This window comes from Acidimicrobiia bacterium (assembly GCA_040878325.1).
In the GTDB taxonomy this organism is placed as follows: Bacteria; Actinomycetota; Acidimicrobiia; order Spongiisociales; family UBA11373; genus JAUYIV01.
This window is the reverse complement of record JBBDMM010000018.1, coordinates 160,959-176,906: the sequence shown is the minus strand read 5'-3', so window position 1 is coordinate 176,906 and position 15,948 is coordinate 160,959. Positions and strand designations below refer to the sequence as shown.

Here is a 15,948-nt window from a genome sequence, read left to right as displayed (position 1 = left end):
CCCCCCCCCCCCCCCCCCACCGCGATTGGCGATTGGCGAAGAACCGCGTCGAAATGCTCGCAGGGTCAGCTACCCCCTCCGCCTCGCTTCGCTCGGCACCTCCCCCGTCGAAGACGACGGAGGAGGACGCTCTCAGACTGGAGTTGGAGGCTGGAGGCTTCTTGCTGGTGGCTGGAGGCTGGTGGCTGGAGGCGAGGCCAGCCTCCGGCTGGCCTCAGAGCCTCCCGATCCGCTCTATGAGGAGATCGAAGAAGCCGGCGGCGTCTACCTTGCGCATCCAGGTGGCGTTGCGGTGGCGGTTGGTCATGCCCCACCAGTCGGCGACTGTCATCCCCACCGTGAGCTCCGAGTCCACCTCGACTTCCACGTTGATTCTCCTCCCGGTGAACAGCTCGGGCTTCAGCAGGTAGGCGATCACGCAGGGGTCGTGAAGCGGACCGCCCTCCATGCCGTACTTCTCGACGTCGTAGCGCTCGTAGAAGCGCATCCAACCGGCCACGGCGGCACCCACCGGCCCGAGCGCATCGAAGCGATCGAGATGCTCATCGAGGATGAGCGCCTTGTGGGTCACATCGAGCGGCATCACGGTGATCGGCGCGCCGCAATGGAACACGATGTGGGCCGCCTCGGGGTCCACCAGGATGTTGAACTCGGCAACAGGAGTGGTGTTCCCCCCCTCGAAGAACCCGCCGCCCATCAGCACGATCCCCTCGAGGTGGCCGGCGAGGGCCGGTTCGCGTTCCAGTGCGGTACCGATGTTCGTCAGCGGGCCCAATGGGCACAGGGTGACCGTCCCCTTCTCCGACGCCATCACGGTCTCGATGATGAAGTCGACCGCGTGCCCGTCGGCAGGTGCGACCTGCGGATCAGGAAGGTCGGCGCCATCCAGTCCCGTCTTGCCGTGCACGTACTCGGCGGTGATCAGGTCACGCTTCATCGGCCGGTCGCATCCGGCGTACACCGGCACCTCGGTGCGATTCGCCAGCTCCACGCACTTGAGGCTGTTGATCGTCGTCAGGTCCAGCGGAACATTCCCGGCCACCGCGGTGATCCCCAACACCTCGAGCTCATCCGGTGAGGCAAGGGCAAGCAGGATGGCAACGGCGTCGTCCTGCCCCGGATCAGTGTCGATGATGATCTTCTTGGGCAACGCGGCGCCTCCGGTAGGTGGTTGCTTCTGAGGCTAATGCGGAGGGCGGCCTCGCTTCCCGCTTCCCGCTACCCGCTACCCGCAAGAGTTGCCTGAAGCCTGCGTCACTTCCGATGCGCCGCGCATTGCGCATTGCGCATTGCAGGAGCCCAGCCGGGCGACCTCTCCATAGACTCTCCGAATGCCGCCCACCATCCGCACCGTCGAGATGCACACCGGGGGGGAGCCGGTGCGGATTGTCGTCGACGGGTACCCCGAACTCGGGGGCGACACGATCATGGAGAAACGGCGTGACGCCCGGGAGAACCACGATCATCTGCGGCGCCTCCTCATGTTCGAGCCCCGCGGCCACGCCGACATGTACGGCGTGATTCCGGTTCGGCCAGATCACCCCGAGGCCGACCTGGCGGTGCTCTTCATGCACAACGAGGGCTATTCGACGATGTGTGGGCACGCCACGATTGCGCTCGGGCGCTGGGCCGTGGACCGCGGAATCGTGAAGGCCGTGGAGCCGGAGACCCGGGTGGCGCTCCAGGTGCCGGCGGGATTGGTACGGGTAACGGTGGATGTAGCCGGCGGGAGGACCGGCCGCGCCCGGTTCGAGAGCGTGCCGGCGTTCGTCGCCGCCTCCGCGGTGCCGCTCGAAGTCACCGGCGTGGGGACGATCCCGGTCGACGTCGCCTACGGGGGTGCCTTCTACGCCTTCGCCCCTGCGTCGGCGTTTGGCCTCGCGGTCCGACAGAGCCCTGTCGCCGACCTGGTCGATGCGGCGTGGGCGCTGACCACTGCCGCCTCGGCAGCCATCCCCCTGAGCCACCCCGACGACCCCGACCTCGAATTCCTCTACGGATCGATCCTCACCGACGGCGCCGACGACTGGTCGGAGACGCCCACGGCGAACATTTGCGTGTTTGCCGACCGCCAGGTCGACCGCTCCCCCACCGGCTCCGGTGTCACCGCCCGCATCGCCCTCCAACACGCCCGGGGCCAGATCGCCATCGGAACGGAGCGGCGGTTCGAGAGCATCGTCGGCTCGCAATTCACCGGAAAGGCGGTCCGAGAGACGAAGGTCGGCGACACCTCTGCGGTGATCGTCGAGGTGGGCGGAATGGCCCACTACACCGGAGAGAGCGTGTTCACCCTGGAGGAAGGCGACGACCTGCCGGCGTTTCTGGTGAGGTGAGCAAGCCATCCGCCATCCGCCATCCGCCATCCGCAGAAAGGTCTACTGCTTCCGGGCACGAGGTGTCGGTGCGGGCTGGTTACGGCTGCCGGGCGGCCCGGCAGCCGTTTTCCGGAGCCTTGGTCGCGGGGGTGCTCGAAGGGTCAGCTGCCCCCTCCGTCTGCCGGGCTTCTCGCCCGGCAGCCACCTCCCCCGTCGAAGACGACGGAGGAGGACGCCGTCTTTCGATTCGCCAATCGCCGCGACGGGCGCAGTCGTGCGACGCCGCGCGAGCAACACCAACGCTCGACCGGGTAGTTTCCACTGACTAGCCCACGGCAAAGGCGATGAATGCTCCCCGGATTGCAGAACTTCCTTCAGACGCCCGAACCCGCCGTGTGCGGGGATCCGCCCGGACTGCTGTGCGAGTGGATCTATGACCTGACCGGCAACGACTCGGCGGCTCGGTTCGCCGATTGGCTCCTGGCCAAGCCGGCAAAGCTGCTCCTGATCCTGATCGTGGCGCTGGTCGCCAATCGGCTGATCCGGCGCGGGATCCGGCGGATGGTGGAGCGCCTGATCGTCCAACGCGAGGAACGCACTCGCGCCCGACAGGACGTCGAGATCGAGGACGGTCGCTTCGCCACTCTGCGGGCGCGGGCGGTGGAGAAGACCCAGATGCTGAGGGCGCAGGAGGAGCGGGGAAAGCAGCGCGCGCTCGCCCTCGGCGCGGTGCTGCGCAGCGTGGCGTCGCTGACGATCTACACGCTCGCCGGGATAATCGTCCTCGCCGAGTTCGGTGTCAGCCTCGGCCCACTCGTGGCCGGAGCGGGCATCGTGGGCATTGCGTTGGGCTTCGGGGCGCAATCCCTGGTGAAGGACTTCCTCAACGGCATCTTCATGCTCGTCGAGGACCAGTACGGGGTGGGCGACATCATCGACGTCGGCGACGCCGTTGGCGTGGTCGAGGAGGTCAACCTCCGCACCACCCGGCTACGCGACGTGAACGGGACCGTTTGGTTCGTGCCCAACGGGGAAATCCGGCGCATCGGCAACAAGAGCCAGCAGTGGGCCCGCACCGTGCTGGACGTCGAAGTCGCCTACGACACCGACCTGGCCAAGGCGGTGGACGTGATTCGGGAAGTCGTCAACGGCGTATGGCAGGACCGCCTGGAGCAGGCCACGGTGCTGGAGGAACCCGAGATCCTCGGAGTCGAGTCCTTCGGCGAGTCGGCCATCGTCATACGAGTCGTGCTCAAGGTGGAACCCGGCGAGCAGTTCGCCACCGCCCGCGAGGTTCGCAAGCGCCTCAAGTTCGCCTTCGACCGCGAAGGAATCGAGATCCCCTTCCCCCAGCGCACCATATGGATGAAGCAAGGAGAGGAGCCGCCGCGGCAGCCCGCCTCAGCTAGGGAGCCCGACCTCGAGTCGAGCGGGGACGCGGCGGAGGAGTAGGCGGCGGCCGCCCGCCTCCCGCCTCCCGCCTTCCGCAAGAGACTGCAGACCACGCAAATGCCGGTCGCCGCGTAGCGCATTGCGCATCGCGCATTGCGAGCCGAGCGAAGCGAGGCTCTCTTACCAATCGCCAATTGCGGGCCGAGCGAAGCGAGGCCTCTTAGAGTCCTCCCCAATGGTCCCTCCTACTCGTCGGATCTATGGGAATCGGACGCTGAACATGCGGTCGATTCGTGCCATCGGATACGACATGGACTACACGCTGATCCACTACCGGGTGGATGAGTGGGAGCGCCGCGCCTTCGAGCACACCAGGGCCCGGCTCGGTGATGCGGGGTGGCCGGTGGACGGGCTCGGGTTCGACCCTGACCTGGTGATCAGGGGGCTCACCATCGACCTCGAGCTAGGCAACCTCGTCAAGCCGACGAGATTCGGATATGTGATCAAGGCGGCGCACGGCACGAAGTTCCTCGAATTCGATCGGCTGCGCCGGGACTACGAGGGCACCGCGGTGGATCTCTCCGAACGACGCTGGGTGTTCCTCAACACTCTCTTCTCGATGTCGGAGGCTTCCCTATTCGCCCAACTCGTCGACCTGTTCGACGAGGGCAAGATCCACGGCATCCACGGGTACACCGAGCTCTACGAAGCGGTGCGCTCGACCCTCGACGCGGCCCACATGGAGGGACGGCTGAAGCAGGACATCCTCGCCGACCCTGAGCGTTTCGTAGTGCCCGACCCGGAGATCCCGCTCGCCCTCCTCGACCAGAAGCATGCGGGCAAGCGGGTCGTGCTGATCACCAACTCGGAGTGGGAATACACCCAGAAGATGATGGCCTACGCCTTCGACCCCCATCTCCCGGAAGGCACCTCGTGGCGTGACCTGTTCGACGCGGTGATCGTGTCGGCGGCCAAGCCCGCCTTCTTCACCTCGACCCGGCCGCTGTACCGGATCGTCGACGAGGAGCAGGGCCTGATGCGCCCCCACGTCGGGGATCTTCAGCGTGGAGCGGTCTTCGTTGGCGGTTACGCGGCGCAGCTGGAAGCGCACCTCGGTTTGAGCGGTGACCAAGTCCTCTATGTCGGCGACCACCTGTATTCGGACGTGTCGGTGTCCAAGGCCCTGCTGCGATGGCGGACGGCGCTGATCCTGCGAGAGCTCGAGACCGAGATCGAGGCGGCCGAGGCATTCCAACCGTCGGAACGGGCGTTGCTCGACTTGATGGAGCAGAAGACCCAGCTCGAGGAGGAACTCGCTGCGACCCGCCTGGCGCGTCAGCGGGCCGCTCGGGGCTACGGACCTACGGACCCAACGGCGGATTCCGACGAGCGGGTGGATTCCCTGCGTGCAGAGCTGGCCCGCCTCGACGACGACATCGCCCCGCTGGCGATCGCCGCCAGTGAGCTGCGAAACACCGCTTGGGGACCCCTGATGCGATCAGGCAATGACAAGAGCCTCTTTGCCAGGCAGGTCGAGCGCTACGCCGACGTCTACACGTCGCGAGCCTCGAACTTCCTGCTGGCGACTCCATTCGCATACCTGCGAGCCGCCCGCGGAAGCCTCCCCCACGATCAATGAGACTCAGGAATCGAAGACTTGACTCTTGACTCTTGACCCTTCTTTACAGAAGACCAAGCGGATCGAGGTCGCCGGAGAAGGGTCGCCCGGCTCGACCATCGCCTCGACGATGAACCCCTCGAGTTCGACCGGAATGCCGGCTCGCCGCAGCTCACCCACGCCGTCGCCCGCACCGGCGGCGATCCCCGAGATCATCCTTCTCACTTCGTCGGTCAGCCCGTCCCGCATGCGGAGATGTTGCCGGACCTCTGTCTACGAAGCGTTCAAGCGGGGCACCGATTGCTTCGCGGCCGCGCGCTCACGGACGTTGCCAATCGAGATGAATCCTCCCAAGAAGCCCCAAAAGGATCGCAGGCCGGTTGGAAAGTGAGCGCGACCTTCAGTCGATGACTTCGTCGAGGGTGATCCGACGCCGAATGCCCGGCACACCGAATCCGAAGAGGAAGGCGATCCCGGGAACGATCAGCGCCTGACCGCTCGAGGTGAAGGCGTCGTACAAGGCGTCCATGATCACCAACGGTGAGGCGACCGCATCCACGAGGGCGGGCGGCAGCACCGGCGACAGCAGGTCATGGAAGCCCCCCGACATCGGCCCGGCGGCGACATCGGCTACGGGCTCGTCGTCGACCGCTTCGTCGTCCCGCCCTTCGAGCATCTTCACCGCGCCAGCCATCTGGGGCGCCATCGCCGCGGTGTTGAAGCCGCTCAGTCCGACGGGTGGCGTGCCCACGGGTGGCGTGCCCACGGGTGGCGTGCCCACGGGTGGCGTGCCCACGGGGGTCACGACCGCGGGGCCCGCCGGCTCGGCGCGGGCATCCCCCGGGTGAGTGGACGGCACAACGGCCGGCAACGTTGCGGGGAAGTTACCGACCGTGGTAGCCGTCTGACCGGGCGGGGTAGCCGTCTGACCGGGCGGGGTAGCCGTCTGACCGGGCGGGGTAGCCGTCTGACCGGGCGGGGTGGCCGGGGGCACCGGCACCGTTGTCGCCGGAACCGTGGCCGGGACGGTCCCCGGGCCGCCTCCGGGCGCCGTCGTGGATGGAGAGGCCGGAACCGTCGTGGGCACCGTCACCGGAACCGTCGTGGGCACCGTCACCGGAACCGTCGTGGGCACGGGCTCGGGGGTGGTGGTCGTCGTAGTGTGGGAGCAGTCGTTGCCTTGGCCCTTGCCGTTGCCACACCCGTGGTTGGGGACCCCTGGCAGGTCGATCGGTCGCGGCAGGTCGATGGGAGGCAAGGCCGCCAATGCAGTGATCGGCAGGCTGACGGCCGTCGCGACGATCGAAACGATCAGGGCGTTTCGGAGGCGGGTTGTGAAACTTCTCATACCGGTTCTTTCGGCTCCGCAAGGGCCTCTTCTCAAGGATCAACCGCCTGCTGCCGAATGATCTAGTCACGTGACTGATTCACCCAACCCCGCCCGGGGGACATCGACCCGCGCACTGCTCGGAGGGGGCATGGTGGCGCTGGCGGGTCTCCTCGCCGCCCTCGCCCTCGTGTATACCAACGCATCCGGAGTCGTCGAGGTGGCGGAGCACGCACGGACCCAGCAGTCGGCGGAGTCGGCGCTCGGCGCCAGCGCCGCTGCCCGCAATGCCCTGGGGCACGCGCTGTTGCTGTCCCAAGGCGACTTCGACCCGGCACTCTCCGCGGCGTCGATCCAGGAAGCGCTCCTGGTGCTCGATGAACTGGATGCCCGGGTAGCCACCGTCACGCAGATGATCCCGGACCCCGGCGGACTCGTCGATGCGCCCGCGACCGTCTTTCGGGAGTCACGCAATGTCCTGGACCTGATCACCGCCGGGAACCTCGACGCCGCAGGTGCCGCCGCCGCCGGACCCACCCTGACCGCCTACCACGAACTCAACGCCGCCCTGGTACTCATCCGAGCCGGGGCAGTCGACGCCATTGCCAGCGCCGCGGCCGAGGCCGGGTCGGTGGCCACCGCCAGCCGTTTCACCGTTGCGTTCTTTGTGCCAACCCTGGCGGTTGGCTTCGGCCTGATGCTGGTGCGACGCCGCCGTAAGCGTGAGCAGCTGGCGGCCGATCTCGAGCGCGAACGAACCATCAACCGCTCGAAGGATCAGCTGATCGCCAACCTCTCCCACGAGCTGCGAACCCCGCTCACCGGCATCTACACCTCGGCGCTCACGATCGAGGACCTCGGCTTCGAGGACCGCGAGATCGCCGCCGAGTTGAACAGCATGATCGTGGACCAGTCCGCCGACTTGAACCGGATGGTGGAGGATCTGCTCGTCTCCGCCCAGGCAGATGCGGGTCGGCTGTCGTTCGACCTGCGCCCCACCGACCCGGTCAACGAGATCGAGTCGGTCGTGAAGGAGTTGGGCCGGATGGGTACCCCGGTCCGAGTGGCCGCCGAGCCCGCGAGCGTGATCGCCGACGGCGGGCGGCTCCGCCAGCTGCTGCGCAATCTCGTGTCCAACGCCATCCGTCACGGGGGTCCTGACGTGGCGGTCCACGGCGTCAGCCAGGACAATTCGTATGTGATCCGGGTGGAAGACGACGGGCCAGGAGTGCCGGCCGACATCGAGGAGCGCCTGTTTCAGCGGTTCGTCCACCAGGGCGACCGGCCACTGATAGTCGGGAGCGTCGGACTCGGGCTGGCGATCACCCGGGTATTGGCCGAGGGGATGGGAGGGACGATCGACTACACCCGCCAGGACTCGACCACCCGGTTCGAGATTCGGCTCGGGATCGCGGCGAGTGCCGCGCCGGAACGGATCCCCTCAGGTCATGCCGCGCCGCAACGAGTCCCCACAGATGCTGTCGCGCCGGAACGCGTCCCCTCAGGTGATGCCGCGCCGGAACCTGCCCCCACAGGTGATGCCGCGCCGGAACGAGTCCCCACAGGTGATGCCGCCCCGGAACGATTCCCCGCAGGTGATGCCGTGCTGTTCGATGACGAAGAACAGCCGGCGCTGGCTCAGGTTCCGCGAACGTCTCATGACGAACTGGATGAAATCATCAAGGGACCCGGCTTGCTGAGCCCGACGATGACAGAAGCGGCGAGGGAGCGCGTCGCGTCACTTTCCGAGAGCCTTCCCCAGTACACGCACCTGTTGACCCAACACGCGGAGCTGCGTGCGGTCCTCGATGATCGGTCCGAGATAACTTCGGTCGATGTGGACGCCGCCATCGAAGAGGCGGTTCAGACCCATTCCCTGCTCGGCGAGTACCAGCGAGCCACCCGCAGCACTCAGAAAGAGAGCCTCTACGAGCATGTCCTGATCGCGTGCGCGTTGGCACCAAAGGACGAACTCGGCTACTTCACCGCTGCCGCGGTCCGAGAGCCTCTGTCTGCGATCATGGGCAGGCCGTACGGCACCCCCGCGTTCGCTCGCCATCTCAAGCGGTTCTCGGATGACGTCACCGGCGTGCTTGTCAAGGAAGGCGAACCACGGCACCACGTGTACCGATTCGAGAATCCGTCAATGCAGCCTTACGCCATCCTCACGGGGCTGTCCAAGGGAATCGTCAAGGAGAGTCAGGTACCGCAGCATCTGTCCGGCCCCGTTCCCGATCCCACCTCGCCTGAGCGGCTCATCGAGCTATTGCCGACCGCTCCGCATTGAGTTTCGCGGCGCGTGGGCCGTCATAGAGACCATGCGCCGATGGGACGAGGAGCAGTCGCGCGACTCAGACTGACCCACTACCGAACAGCCCGCCGGCGCGCCAGTAGTTCCCTGAGGACCTTCAGTCGAACGCGCCGCCTCCGCGCTGGCCACCGACCCGCATGCCCAATGCCTCGGCGAGGAGCCGGTTCATCAGGACGCTGATGCTGACCCCTTCCGACCGGGCACGACGGCGAATGATCCGGACCAGACTGACGGGGAGGCGAGCGTCAATGCGCTCCATGGGTTGTTCCCACTCGGGGGCCACCGGCTGGCCCCAATCGGCGAGTTCATACATGAGGTCGCCTCGAATCACATTGGTGTGATTTGACGACAACCTTAGCCCCCGTTACGGCACCAGTCAGGGATTTTCGCGCACTTTTCGTTGATGGGTCCCGCTGGGGGTCATCAACCGACCGGAGTGGCCTCGATCGTCCCTTCCGCAAACGTGCTGCCGGCGGGGGTGAGGATCTTGTAGAACAGATCCCAGCCGGAGCTGTTGACGGTGCCTTCGACTTCCATCGAGGCGCCGGTCAGCTGGTCGATGGAGAACGCAGTGAAGAAAACGATGCCGTCGGCAATGGTGAACTCCCCATCGCCCAGCAGCTCGTTGGTGAACTGATAGGGCCCTTCCTGGGAGAGGTCGATCTCGACGGTGAAGGGGTCGGGATCGGGAAAGCCGAACACGTTGCCGCCTAGATCGAGGGTGAACTGGGCGACCGCCGCGTCGGGGTCGACCACGATCGAGGCATCGACCGGGCCTGTGGACCCGAAGGTGGTGTTGTTCCACTCCCCTTCGTAATCGCCTTCCAACTCCTGAGCCGCCGCCACGCGCTCAGCGGTGGGGTCCACTGCGGCACTGGTCGTGGTGGCCGGGGCTCCCGTGGTCGTAGTCGCGGGTGCCGCCGTGGTGGTGGTAGTCGCCGGCGGCGCAGACGTGGTGGTCGAAGCGGTGTCGTCATCCCCGCATCCCGCAGCCAACAACATCAGCGCGAGCGCCATCGGGCCAAAGCGTCTCATGTCGACTCCCCTGATAGTTACTGCGAGAACCCTATCGGATTCGCACACCCCCGGGTTCCAGCCAATTGCCATTGCCAGGCGAGGCGAGGGCTCTTCGCGGGTTTCGCCCATCGCCGGCCGAGCGAAGCGAAGCTTCTTACGCCACTTCGAAGAGGCCGGCGGCCCCCATGCCGCCGCCGACGCACATCGTGCTGACCACGTAGCGGGCGCCGCGGCGCTTCCCCTCGAGGAGGGCGTGACCCACCATCCGGCTCCCGGACATGCCGTAGGGATGGCCGATCGAGATGGATCCGCCGTTCACATTCAGCAACTCGTCGGGGATCCCCAGCCGATCGCGGCAATATACGACCTGCACCGCAAAGGCCTCATTGAGCTCCCACAGGCCGATGTCGTCGACCGACAGACCTGCCCGGTCGAGGAGCTTCGGCACCGCGAAGACCGGCCCGATGCCCATCTCGTCGGGGGCACAACCTGCCACCGCGATCGCCCGGTAGTAGCCAAGGGGGGTGAGGCCCCGCTGCGAGGCCAGGTCGGCATCCATCACGACGCAGGCCGAGGCCCCGTCGGAGAGTTGGCTGGCGTTACCGGCGGTGATCGTGCCACCGTCGAACACCGGCGCCAGGCCGGTGAGCCCCTCGAGAGTGGTCTCGGGCCGGTTGCCTTCGTCACGCTCGAGCACGACATCCTCGCGGGTCTCTTCCCCGGTCTCCTTGTTGCGGAGCACCTTGGTGGCCTTGACGGCCACGATCTCGTCGTCGAAACGCCCCGCGTCCTGGGCGGCCGCAGTCCGTTGCTGGCTTTGGAAGGCGTACGAATCCTGGGCGTCCCGGCCCACCGAGTATCTCTCGGCCACGACTTCTGCGGTATGGAGCATCGGCATGTACATGTGAGGCTGGCGTTCGAGGAGGGCAGGGTCCATCGCCCGGAACTGGTTCATGTGCTGGTTCTGCACCAGGCTGATCGACTCGAGACCTCCGGCCACGACGATCGGCATGCCGTCGTGGATCACCTGCTTGGCGGCGGTGGCGATCGCCATCATCCCGCTGGAGCACTGACGATCCATGGTCATCCCCGCGACCGTGTCGGGCATGCCGGCGGTGAGGGCGGCTTGACGGGCGACGTTGAACCCGGTGGATCCCTGGGTGAGGGCGTTGCCCATGATGACGTCATCGGGCTCGCCCGGCTCCACCCCGGCCCGTTCGAGGGCAGCCCGGATCGCATGGGCTGCCAGCGAGGGGCCCTCGAGATCGTTGAACGCCCCCCGATACGCCCGGCCGATCGGCGTACGCGCCGTCGAAACGATCACCGCTTCCTTCATGAATCCTCCTCGAGTCCCGCCGAGGATACGGCGTGCGTGAGGAGGACGCCTCCCGTAAGAGGAAGGCCTTCCGCCTTCCGCCATCCGCCTTCCGCCATCCGCAAGATGCGGTCAGGGCCATCGCCGCGAACACCTGGCGCTTCCAGTCGATCGCGAGAGTCAGGCCTTTCCTCGGCCCCCAGACAGGAGAGTGCGAACTCGTCGTTTCAGCCGCGCTGCCTGCATCGTCGCCGTGCCACCGAGCCCGGGGGCGAATCCATCGATCACGAGGATCGGTCGGGTGGAGGTGGTCCACTCCATCTTCCAGGGATCGGCGGCACCGGCGAACTCGTACACCCGCACTTTCTCGTCGCAGGCGCGGCGAAGGGCTTCGGCCCGCAGCAGCGAGCCCGGTGAGAAACGGGACCAGGCCGGGTCGAAGCCGGTCTTGAGCAGCCACTCGGTGCCACCGTGCACCAACGACAGGTCAAAGGCGATCGGCCTGCCGGCCACCCGGAGGAACGCGATGCGAGCCATCCCCTCGTGCGCCGCCCAGCAGGTGACTTCGCGGTAGAAGCGCTCCACCCGGCGATCGCTGGCGATCGCGGTGCCTTGAGCATCCTTCCAACCGGAGCCTTCCACCGCGAATCCCTCGCTGAGCTGACGGTCGAGGTCATGGGTACCGTCGCCGACCACGAACTCCACCGCACCCTCTTCCTCCAGCCGGCGATGACGGCGGCGAAGCTCACGCCACTTCTTCGTCGACAGCGTTTCGACATAAGAGTCCCATCCATCGGAAAAATCGATGAAGGGCGACTCGAGCCGGGGACGCGACCGCACCCGGAAACCGTGTCGGCGAAGGGCTGCCTCGAAAGTCGACGCGGTCGGGCCGCCGGCAGGCACAAAGTCGATCGTCACTCGCCGCCGTTGGGTGAGCAGGTGCACTGCCAATGCCTCGAGCGCGTCCGCGTCGGCGGCAACGGCTTCGAGCATCGGCACGTGCCAGTCGGCGGCGGTGGCTACCGCCTTTGACCGTTCGGTCACCGGAGCGACCGCCACCAGCCTTCCACCCCTCCGCACCGTCGCCGCTCGTACGTCGCGCCCGAAGGCGTCGCCCCAGGCGTGCACCCACGCGGGTCGGGAGAACGGGGCCGCCCCGGTGCGAACCGCGAGGTCATCCCACTCGGTTTCGAGCCTGGAGCCGATCTCGACGGCGGCGGCCTGCAATAGATCTGTCATGCGACATGGTTTATCGGCTCGACGCCCTGTCAGCATGAGCGTTGCCCCCCACCCGCGTAGAGTGGCTGCAACATGACCAAGATTCGTGGGTTCGTCACCGTCGTCGTGCTGACGCTCGGTGCCACCGCGTGCACCGCCACGACCCTGCCGACGACTACCACCAGCAGCGTGCCCGATACGACCACCACCACTGCCGGCGGTCGGGTGACGCTCGAGGCGAACGGCCCCATCTTCATCGCGGCCGGTTCTCGCGGCGCATATGTCGAGGCACTGCAGTTCTATCTCGTGTGCACCGGCCATGTTGAGCCGGTCGCCGGCTCGGCGGTGACCGTTGACGGCTCCTTCGGCCCGATCACCTCCAAGGCCGTCGCCTGGTATCAGGCCGAGATCCGGAGGATCCCCACCGGCGAGCCCGATGAGGAGACCTTCTGGTCGCTCGCCCGCGACTGCGCCGACGAGCGCTCCGTCACCTTCCCGACCGGTGAGGTCGTCGCCGAGGTGGCGGGAGGCGTCACCACCAGTGATCCCGAGGTCTTCGCTTTCGACGGAGCCCAGGGGCAGATTCTCACTCTCGAGGTGCTCGAGGGCGCCATCACCCTTTCGGTGGTCGGACCCGACGGCGCCGAGGTCGAGACAACGGGTGACGAGGGCCAGATCCAGGCTGAACTCGCCGGTGCAGTCGGCTACACCATCCGGGTGAGTTCGAGCACCGACACCTCCTACTTGGTGCGGGTTTCGGTCAGGTCGCCCAATGTCGTCGCAGCCGATTTCGGTCCGATGGTCCTGGACACCGACGGGCTGGGGGTGGCCGCCTTCGGCGATGACGAAATCAACACCGTCGCTGTGATCGCCCTGCTCCTCGGGCAGCCCTGGGAGGATTCCGGCTGGCTCACCGATGAGGAGGGCTGTACCGGAGCGAACCGCCACGTGACCTGGCTGATCCAGGCCGACGATCCACCCGGGACCGACCACCCTGCCTTCCTGGTCGTCGACTTCACCGACACCGGCGGCGAGCCGTACTTCTCGCAGTACTCGTACCGGTCGGCCGACCTGGCCACCCTCGACCCGATCGCCGCCGGCCTCGACACCGACGAGGGAATCAGCCTGGGAAGCACCCTCGCCGAATTCACCGATGCGTACACCACCCCGACGTTCTTCGACACGAATCGAGGCCTGGCGACGTTCGCCGGCGACGAGATGGTGGTCGGAATGGCGATTTCGGGGACCGCCGCCAGCCCCGATGCGGACGCCACCCGGGTCTGGTACGTCAGCGCAGGAGCCGACGGCTGCGACGACTTCTGACCTTCCTCGCCGCATAGGCTGGTGACGCATGTACGACCTTCGCCTCGACGACCCGCTGGTGTCGCCTGCCCTGGTGATCGCGTTCGAAGGTTGGGTCTCGGCAGGTTCGGCGGGCACCGTGAGCGCCGGGCACATCGCCGGGGATGGCGCCGTACTCGCCACCTTCGACAGCGACCGCCTCTACGACTATCGAGTCAATCGCCCCACTATCGACTTCGTGGACGGGATGTTCGACGACGTCGCCTGGCCCACTACGACGCTGCGGCGGAGGAGGATCGGCGACCGCGACGTCCTGGTGCTGTCTGGGCCTGAACCGAACTGGGGTTGGCAGGCGCTCGGATCAGCGGTCGGCGACCTGGCGACCGACCTCGGTGTATTGCAGCACGTGTCGCTTGGCGGAATCCCGTGGGCGGCACCGCACACCCGTCCCACGATCGTGGTGACAACCGCATCACGGCGCGACCTGATCGGTGCCGACGCCAACTTCCCGGATGGCCTTCTCCGGGTGCCCGCCTCCGCCTCGTCGATCGTCGAGAAGGCGGTCGCCGATCGGGGGATCCCCACCGTCGGCTTTTGGGCCAGGGTGCCCCACTACGTCGCCGGGGCGTATTTTCCCGCAGTGGTGTCCCTGGTGGAGCGGGTGTCGCGATACCTCGGGGTCGACATTCCCCTGGGTTCCCTGGTCGACGACGCCGCCGCCCAGCGCCGCCAGCTCACCGACGCCCTCGACGATCAGCCGGCGATCCAGGAGATCGTCGACCAGCTCGAGGCCGTCTACGACGCCTCGGGGGAAGTCGCCACCGGCGAAGAAATCGCCGCCGAGATAGAGCGCTATCTGCGTGACCGGGGCGAATCCGAGTAGTCGACGGGCGGCCCCGTTGACCTGCCATCCTTGAGGCCATCGGCGAAGGCTGAGGCACTGACCAGACGGCGCCCTGGAAATCATCTCGTCGTCGGCGCGCTGCTGACGATGTTCGCCCTGCTTACCAGTGCGACTCCGGCCCGCTCGGCTGGGAGCCTCCGTTCGTTCACGATCGCGGCAGCCGGCGACGTGCTGATCCACCGCCGGATCACCGAGGTCGCCCGCACCGGCCCCGGGACGTACGACTTCTCGCCCATGTTCTCGTCGATCACGCCGTGGATCGAGGTGGCCGACCTCGCCATCTGCCACCTCGAGGTGACCCTCAGCCCGGACAATTCAGGGCTGTCGTTCTTCCCGAAGTTCGTCGCCCCGTATGAGATCGCCGACGCCATCGCCGCCGCCGGCTACGACACGTGCTCCACCGCCGGCAACCATGCGCTCGACGCCGGATGGTCGGGAGTGGTGACCACCCTCGACTTCCTCGACGCCGCCGGAGTCCGCCACGACGGAACCGCCCGCAGTGAGGAGGAGCGTCTGCCCGGCCTGTACGACGTGGCAGGGGTGAGCGTGGCGCACCTGTCGTACACCTACGGCACCAACGGCCAACCGATGCCCCGCGATCATCCCTACGCGACCAACATCATCGCCGTCGACGCCATCCTCGCCGACGCCGAATGGGCGAGGGACAACGGGGCCGAGTTCGTGATCGTGTCGCTCCACTGGGGTATCGAGAACGTGGTCGGGCCTACCGGAAGCCAGGTCGCCCTGGCCGAGGCCCTGCTCGGATCGCCTCACGTCGATCTGATCCTCGGCGCCCACGCCCATGTGGTCCAACCGATCGGCATGATCAACGGCAAATACGTGGTGTACGGGATGGGCAATCAGTTGTCGAACCAGAACGGCGCCTTCGGGGAGGAGTACTTCTCCACGGAGGACGGGCTGACGGTGCTGATCAGGGTGTCGGAACGCCCCGACGGCACCTTTGCTGCCGATGGCATCGACATCGTGCCCACCTGGGTGCGCAATCTCGACTACCGGGTGCTGCCGGTGCGGGCCGCACTCGTGGAGGAGGCCGCCCCCGCCTGGGCGCTGGAGACTTCGCTGGAGAGGACGGTCTCTCGGGTGCGCCTCCTCGACGCACCCGGGATCCGCCTCGCCCCGGTCCCTCCCCCGACGGCCCGGTGTGATTGCCGACAGACCATCGACGAGGCTGACTTCGAGATCCGCCGCTCGCCGCTGGTGGACTGAGC

At 67.0% G+C, this 15,948-nt stretch carries 14 protein-coding genes; 7 read left to right on the top strand and 7 right to left on the bottom strand.

All coding sequences use genetic code 11. The features are described 5' to 3' along the window. Window positions 1-214 precede the first annotated feature (214 nt). The gene (locus tag WD184_11140) at window positions 215-1,150 is read right to left on the bottom strand and encodes a nucleoside hydrolase (protein ID MEX0827293.1); all 936 of its coding nucleotides are present in this window, start codon (window positions 1,148-1,150) and stop codon (window positions 215-217) included. A gap of 181 nt (window positions 1,151-1,331) precedes the next feature. Between WD184_11140 and WD184_11135 the strand changes: the two genes are divergently transcribed. From WD184_11135 to WD184_11125, 3 genes are all read left to right on the top strand, one after another. Next, window positions 1,332-2,333 carry a proline racemase family protein gene (locus WD184_11135; protein MEX0827292.1) on the top strand — a complete coding sequence of 334 codons (1,002 nt, stop codon included), beginning with the start codon at window positions 1,332-1,334 and terminating at the stop codon, window positions 2,331-2,333. A 330-nt stretch (window positions 2,334-2,663) separates the two neighbouring features. Then, a complete protein-coding gene (locus WD184_11130) occupies window positions 2,664-3,767 on the top strand; it encodes a mechanosensitive ion channel family protein (protein MEX0827291.1) in 1,104 nt (367 codons plus the stop codon). A gap of 175 nt (window positions 3,768-3,942) precedes the next feature. Next, window positions 3,943-5,346: an HAD-IG family 5'-nucleotidase gene (locus tag WD184_11125; protein ID MEX0827290.1), complete on the top strand. Its 1,404-nt coding sequence runs from the start codon at window positions 3,943-3,945 to the stop codon at window positions 5,344-5,346. Between the two features lie 3 nt (window positions 5,347-5,349). Here the strand turns inward: WD184_11125 and WD184_11120 are convergent, their stop codons facing one another. Beyond that, window positions 5,350-5,574 carry a hypothetical protein gene (locus WD184_11120; GenBank protein ID MEX0827289.1) on the bottom strand — a complete coding sequence of 75 codons (225 nt, stop codon included), beginning with the start codon at window positions 5,572-5,574 and terminating at the stop codon, window positions 5,350-5,352. A gap of 151 nt (window positions 5,575-5,725) precedes the next feature. Next, window positions 5,726-6,673 carry a hypothetical protein gene (locus WD184_11115; protein MEX0827288.1) on the bottom strand — a complete coding sequence of 316 codons (948 nt, stop codon included), beginning with the start codon at window positions 6,671-6,673 and terminating at the stop codon, window positions 5,726-5,728. Window positions 6,674-6,743: 70 nt separating this feature from the next. On the opposite strand from WD184_11115, the gene WD184_11110 reads away from it, so the two are divergent. Continuing rightward, window positions 6,744-8,939, top strand: coding sequence for an ATP-binding protein (locus WD184_11110; GenBank protein MEX0827287.1), 2,196 nt, complete (start codon window positions 6,744-6,746; stop codon window positions 8,937-8,939). Between the two features lie 121 nt (window positions 8,940-9,060). Here WD184_11110 and WD184_11105 read toward each other — a convergent pair whose 3' ends face one another. The 4 genes from WD184_11105 to WD184_11090 form a co-directional block, all read right to left on the bottom strand. Then, window positions 9,061-9,294 carry a hypothetical protein gene (locus tag WD184_11105; GenBank protein MEX0827286.1) on the bottom strand — a complete coding sequence of 78 codons (234 nt, stop codon included), beginning with the start codon at window positions 9,292-9,294 and terminating at the stop codon, window positions 9,061-9,063. Window positions 9,295-9,386: 92 nt separating this feature from the next. Next, entirely contained in the window at window positions 9,387-9,998 is a 612-nt protein-coding gene (locus WD184_11100; GenBank protein ID MEX0827285.1) for a hypothetical protein, read from the bottom strand. Window positions 9,999-10,134: 136 nt separating this feature from the next. Then, window positions 10,135-11,316: an acetyl-CoA C-acyltransferase gene (locus tag WD184_11095; protein ID MEX0827284.1), complete on the bottom strand. Its 1,182-nt coding sequence runs from the start codon at window positions 11,314-11,316 to the stop codon at window positions 10,135-10,137. A 159-nt stretch (window positions 11,317-11,475) separates the two neighbouring features. Continuing rightward, window positions 11,476-12,534, bottom strand: coding sequence for a GNAT family N-acetyltransferase (locus WD184_11090; GenBank protein MEX0827283.1), 1,059 nt, complete (start codon window positions 12,532-12,534; stop codon window positions 11,476-11,478). A 72-nt stretch (window positions 12,535-12,606) separates the two neighbouring features. On the opposite strand from WD184_11090, the gene WD184_11085 reads away from it, so the two are divergent. The 3 genes from WD184_11085 (at window position 12,607) to WD184_11075 (ending at window position 15,946) form a co-directional block, all read left to right on the top strand. Then, window positions 12,607-13,836 (top strand): peptidoglycan-binding domain-containing protein, encoded by a 1,230-nt coding sequence (locus tag WD184_11085; GenBank protein ID MEX0827282.1) that lies wholly within the window; start codon window positions 12,607-12,609, stop codon window positions 13,834-13,836. Between the two features lie 28 nt (window positions 13,837-13,864). Continuing rightward, window positions 13,865-14,698 carry a PAC2 family protein gene (locus WD184_11080; GenBank protein MEX0827281.1) on the top strand — a complete coding sequence of 278 codons (834 nt, stop codon included), beginning with the start codon at window positions 13,865-13,867 and terminating at the stop codon, window positions 14,696-14,698. A 108-nt stretch (window positions 14,699-14,806) separates the two neighbouring features. Beyond that, complete coding sequence (locus WD184_11075) at window positions 14,807-15,946, top strand: CapA family protein (protein MEX0827280.1); 1,140 nt, start codon at window positions 14,807-14,809, stop codon at window positions 15,944-15,946. Window positions 15,947-15,948: the final 2 nt, after the last annotated feature.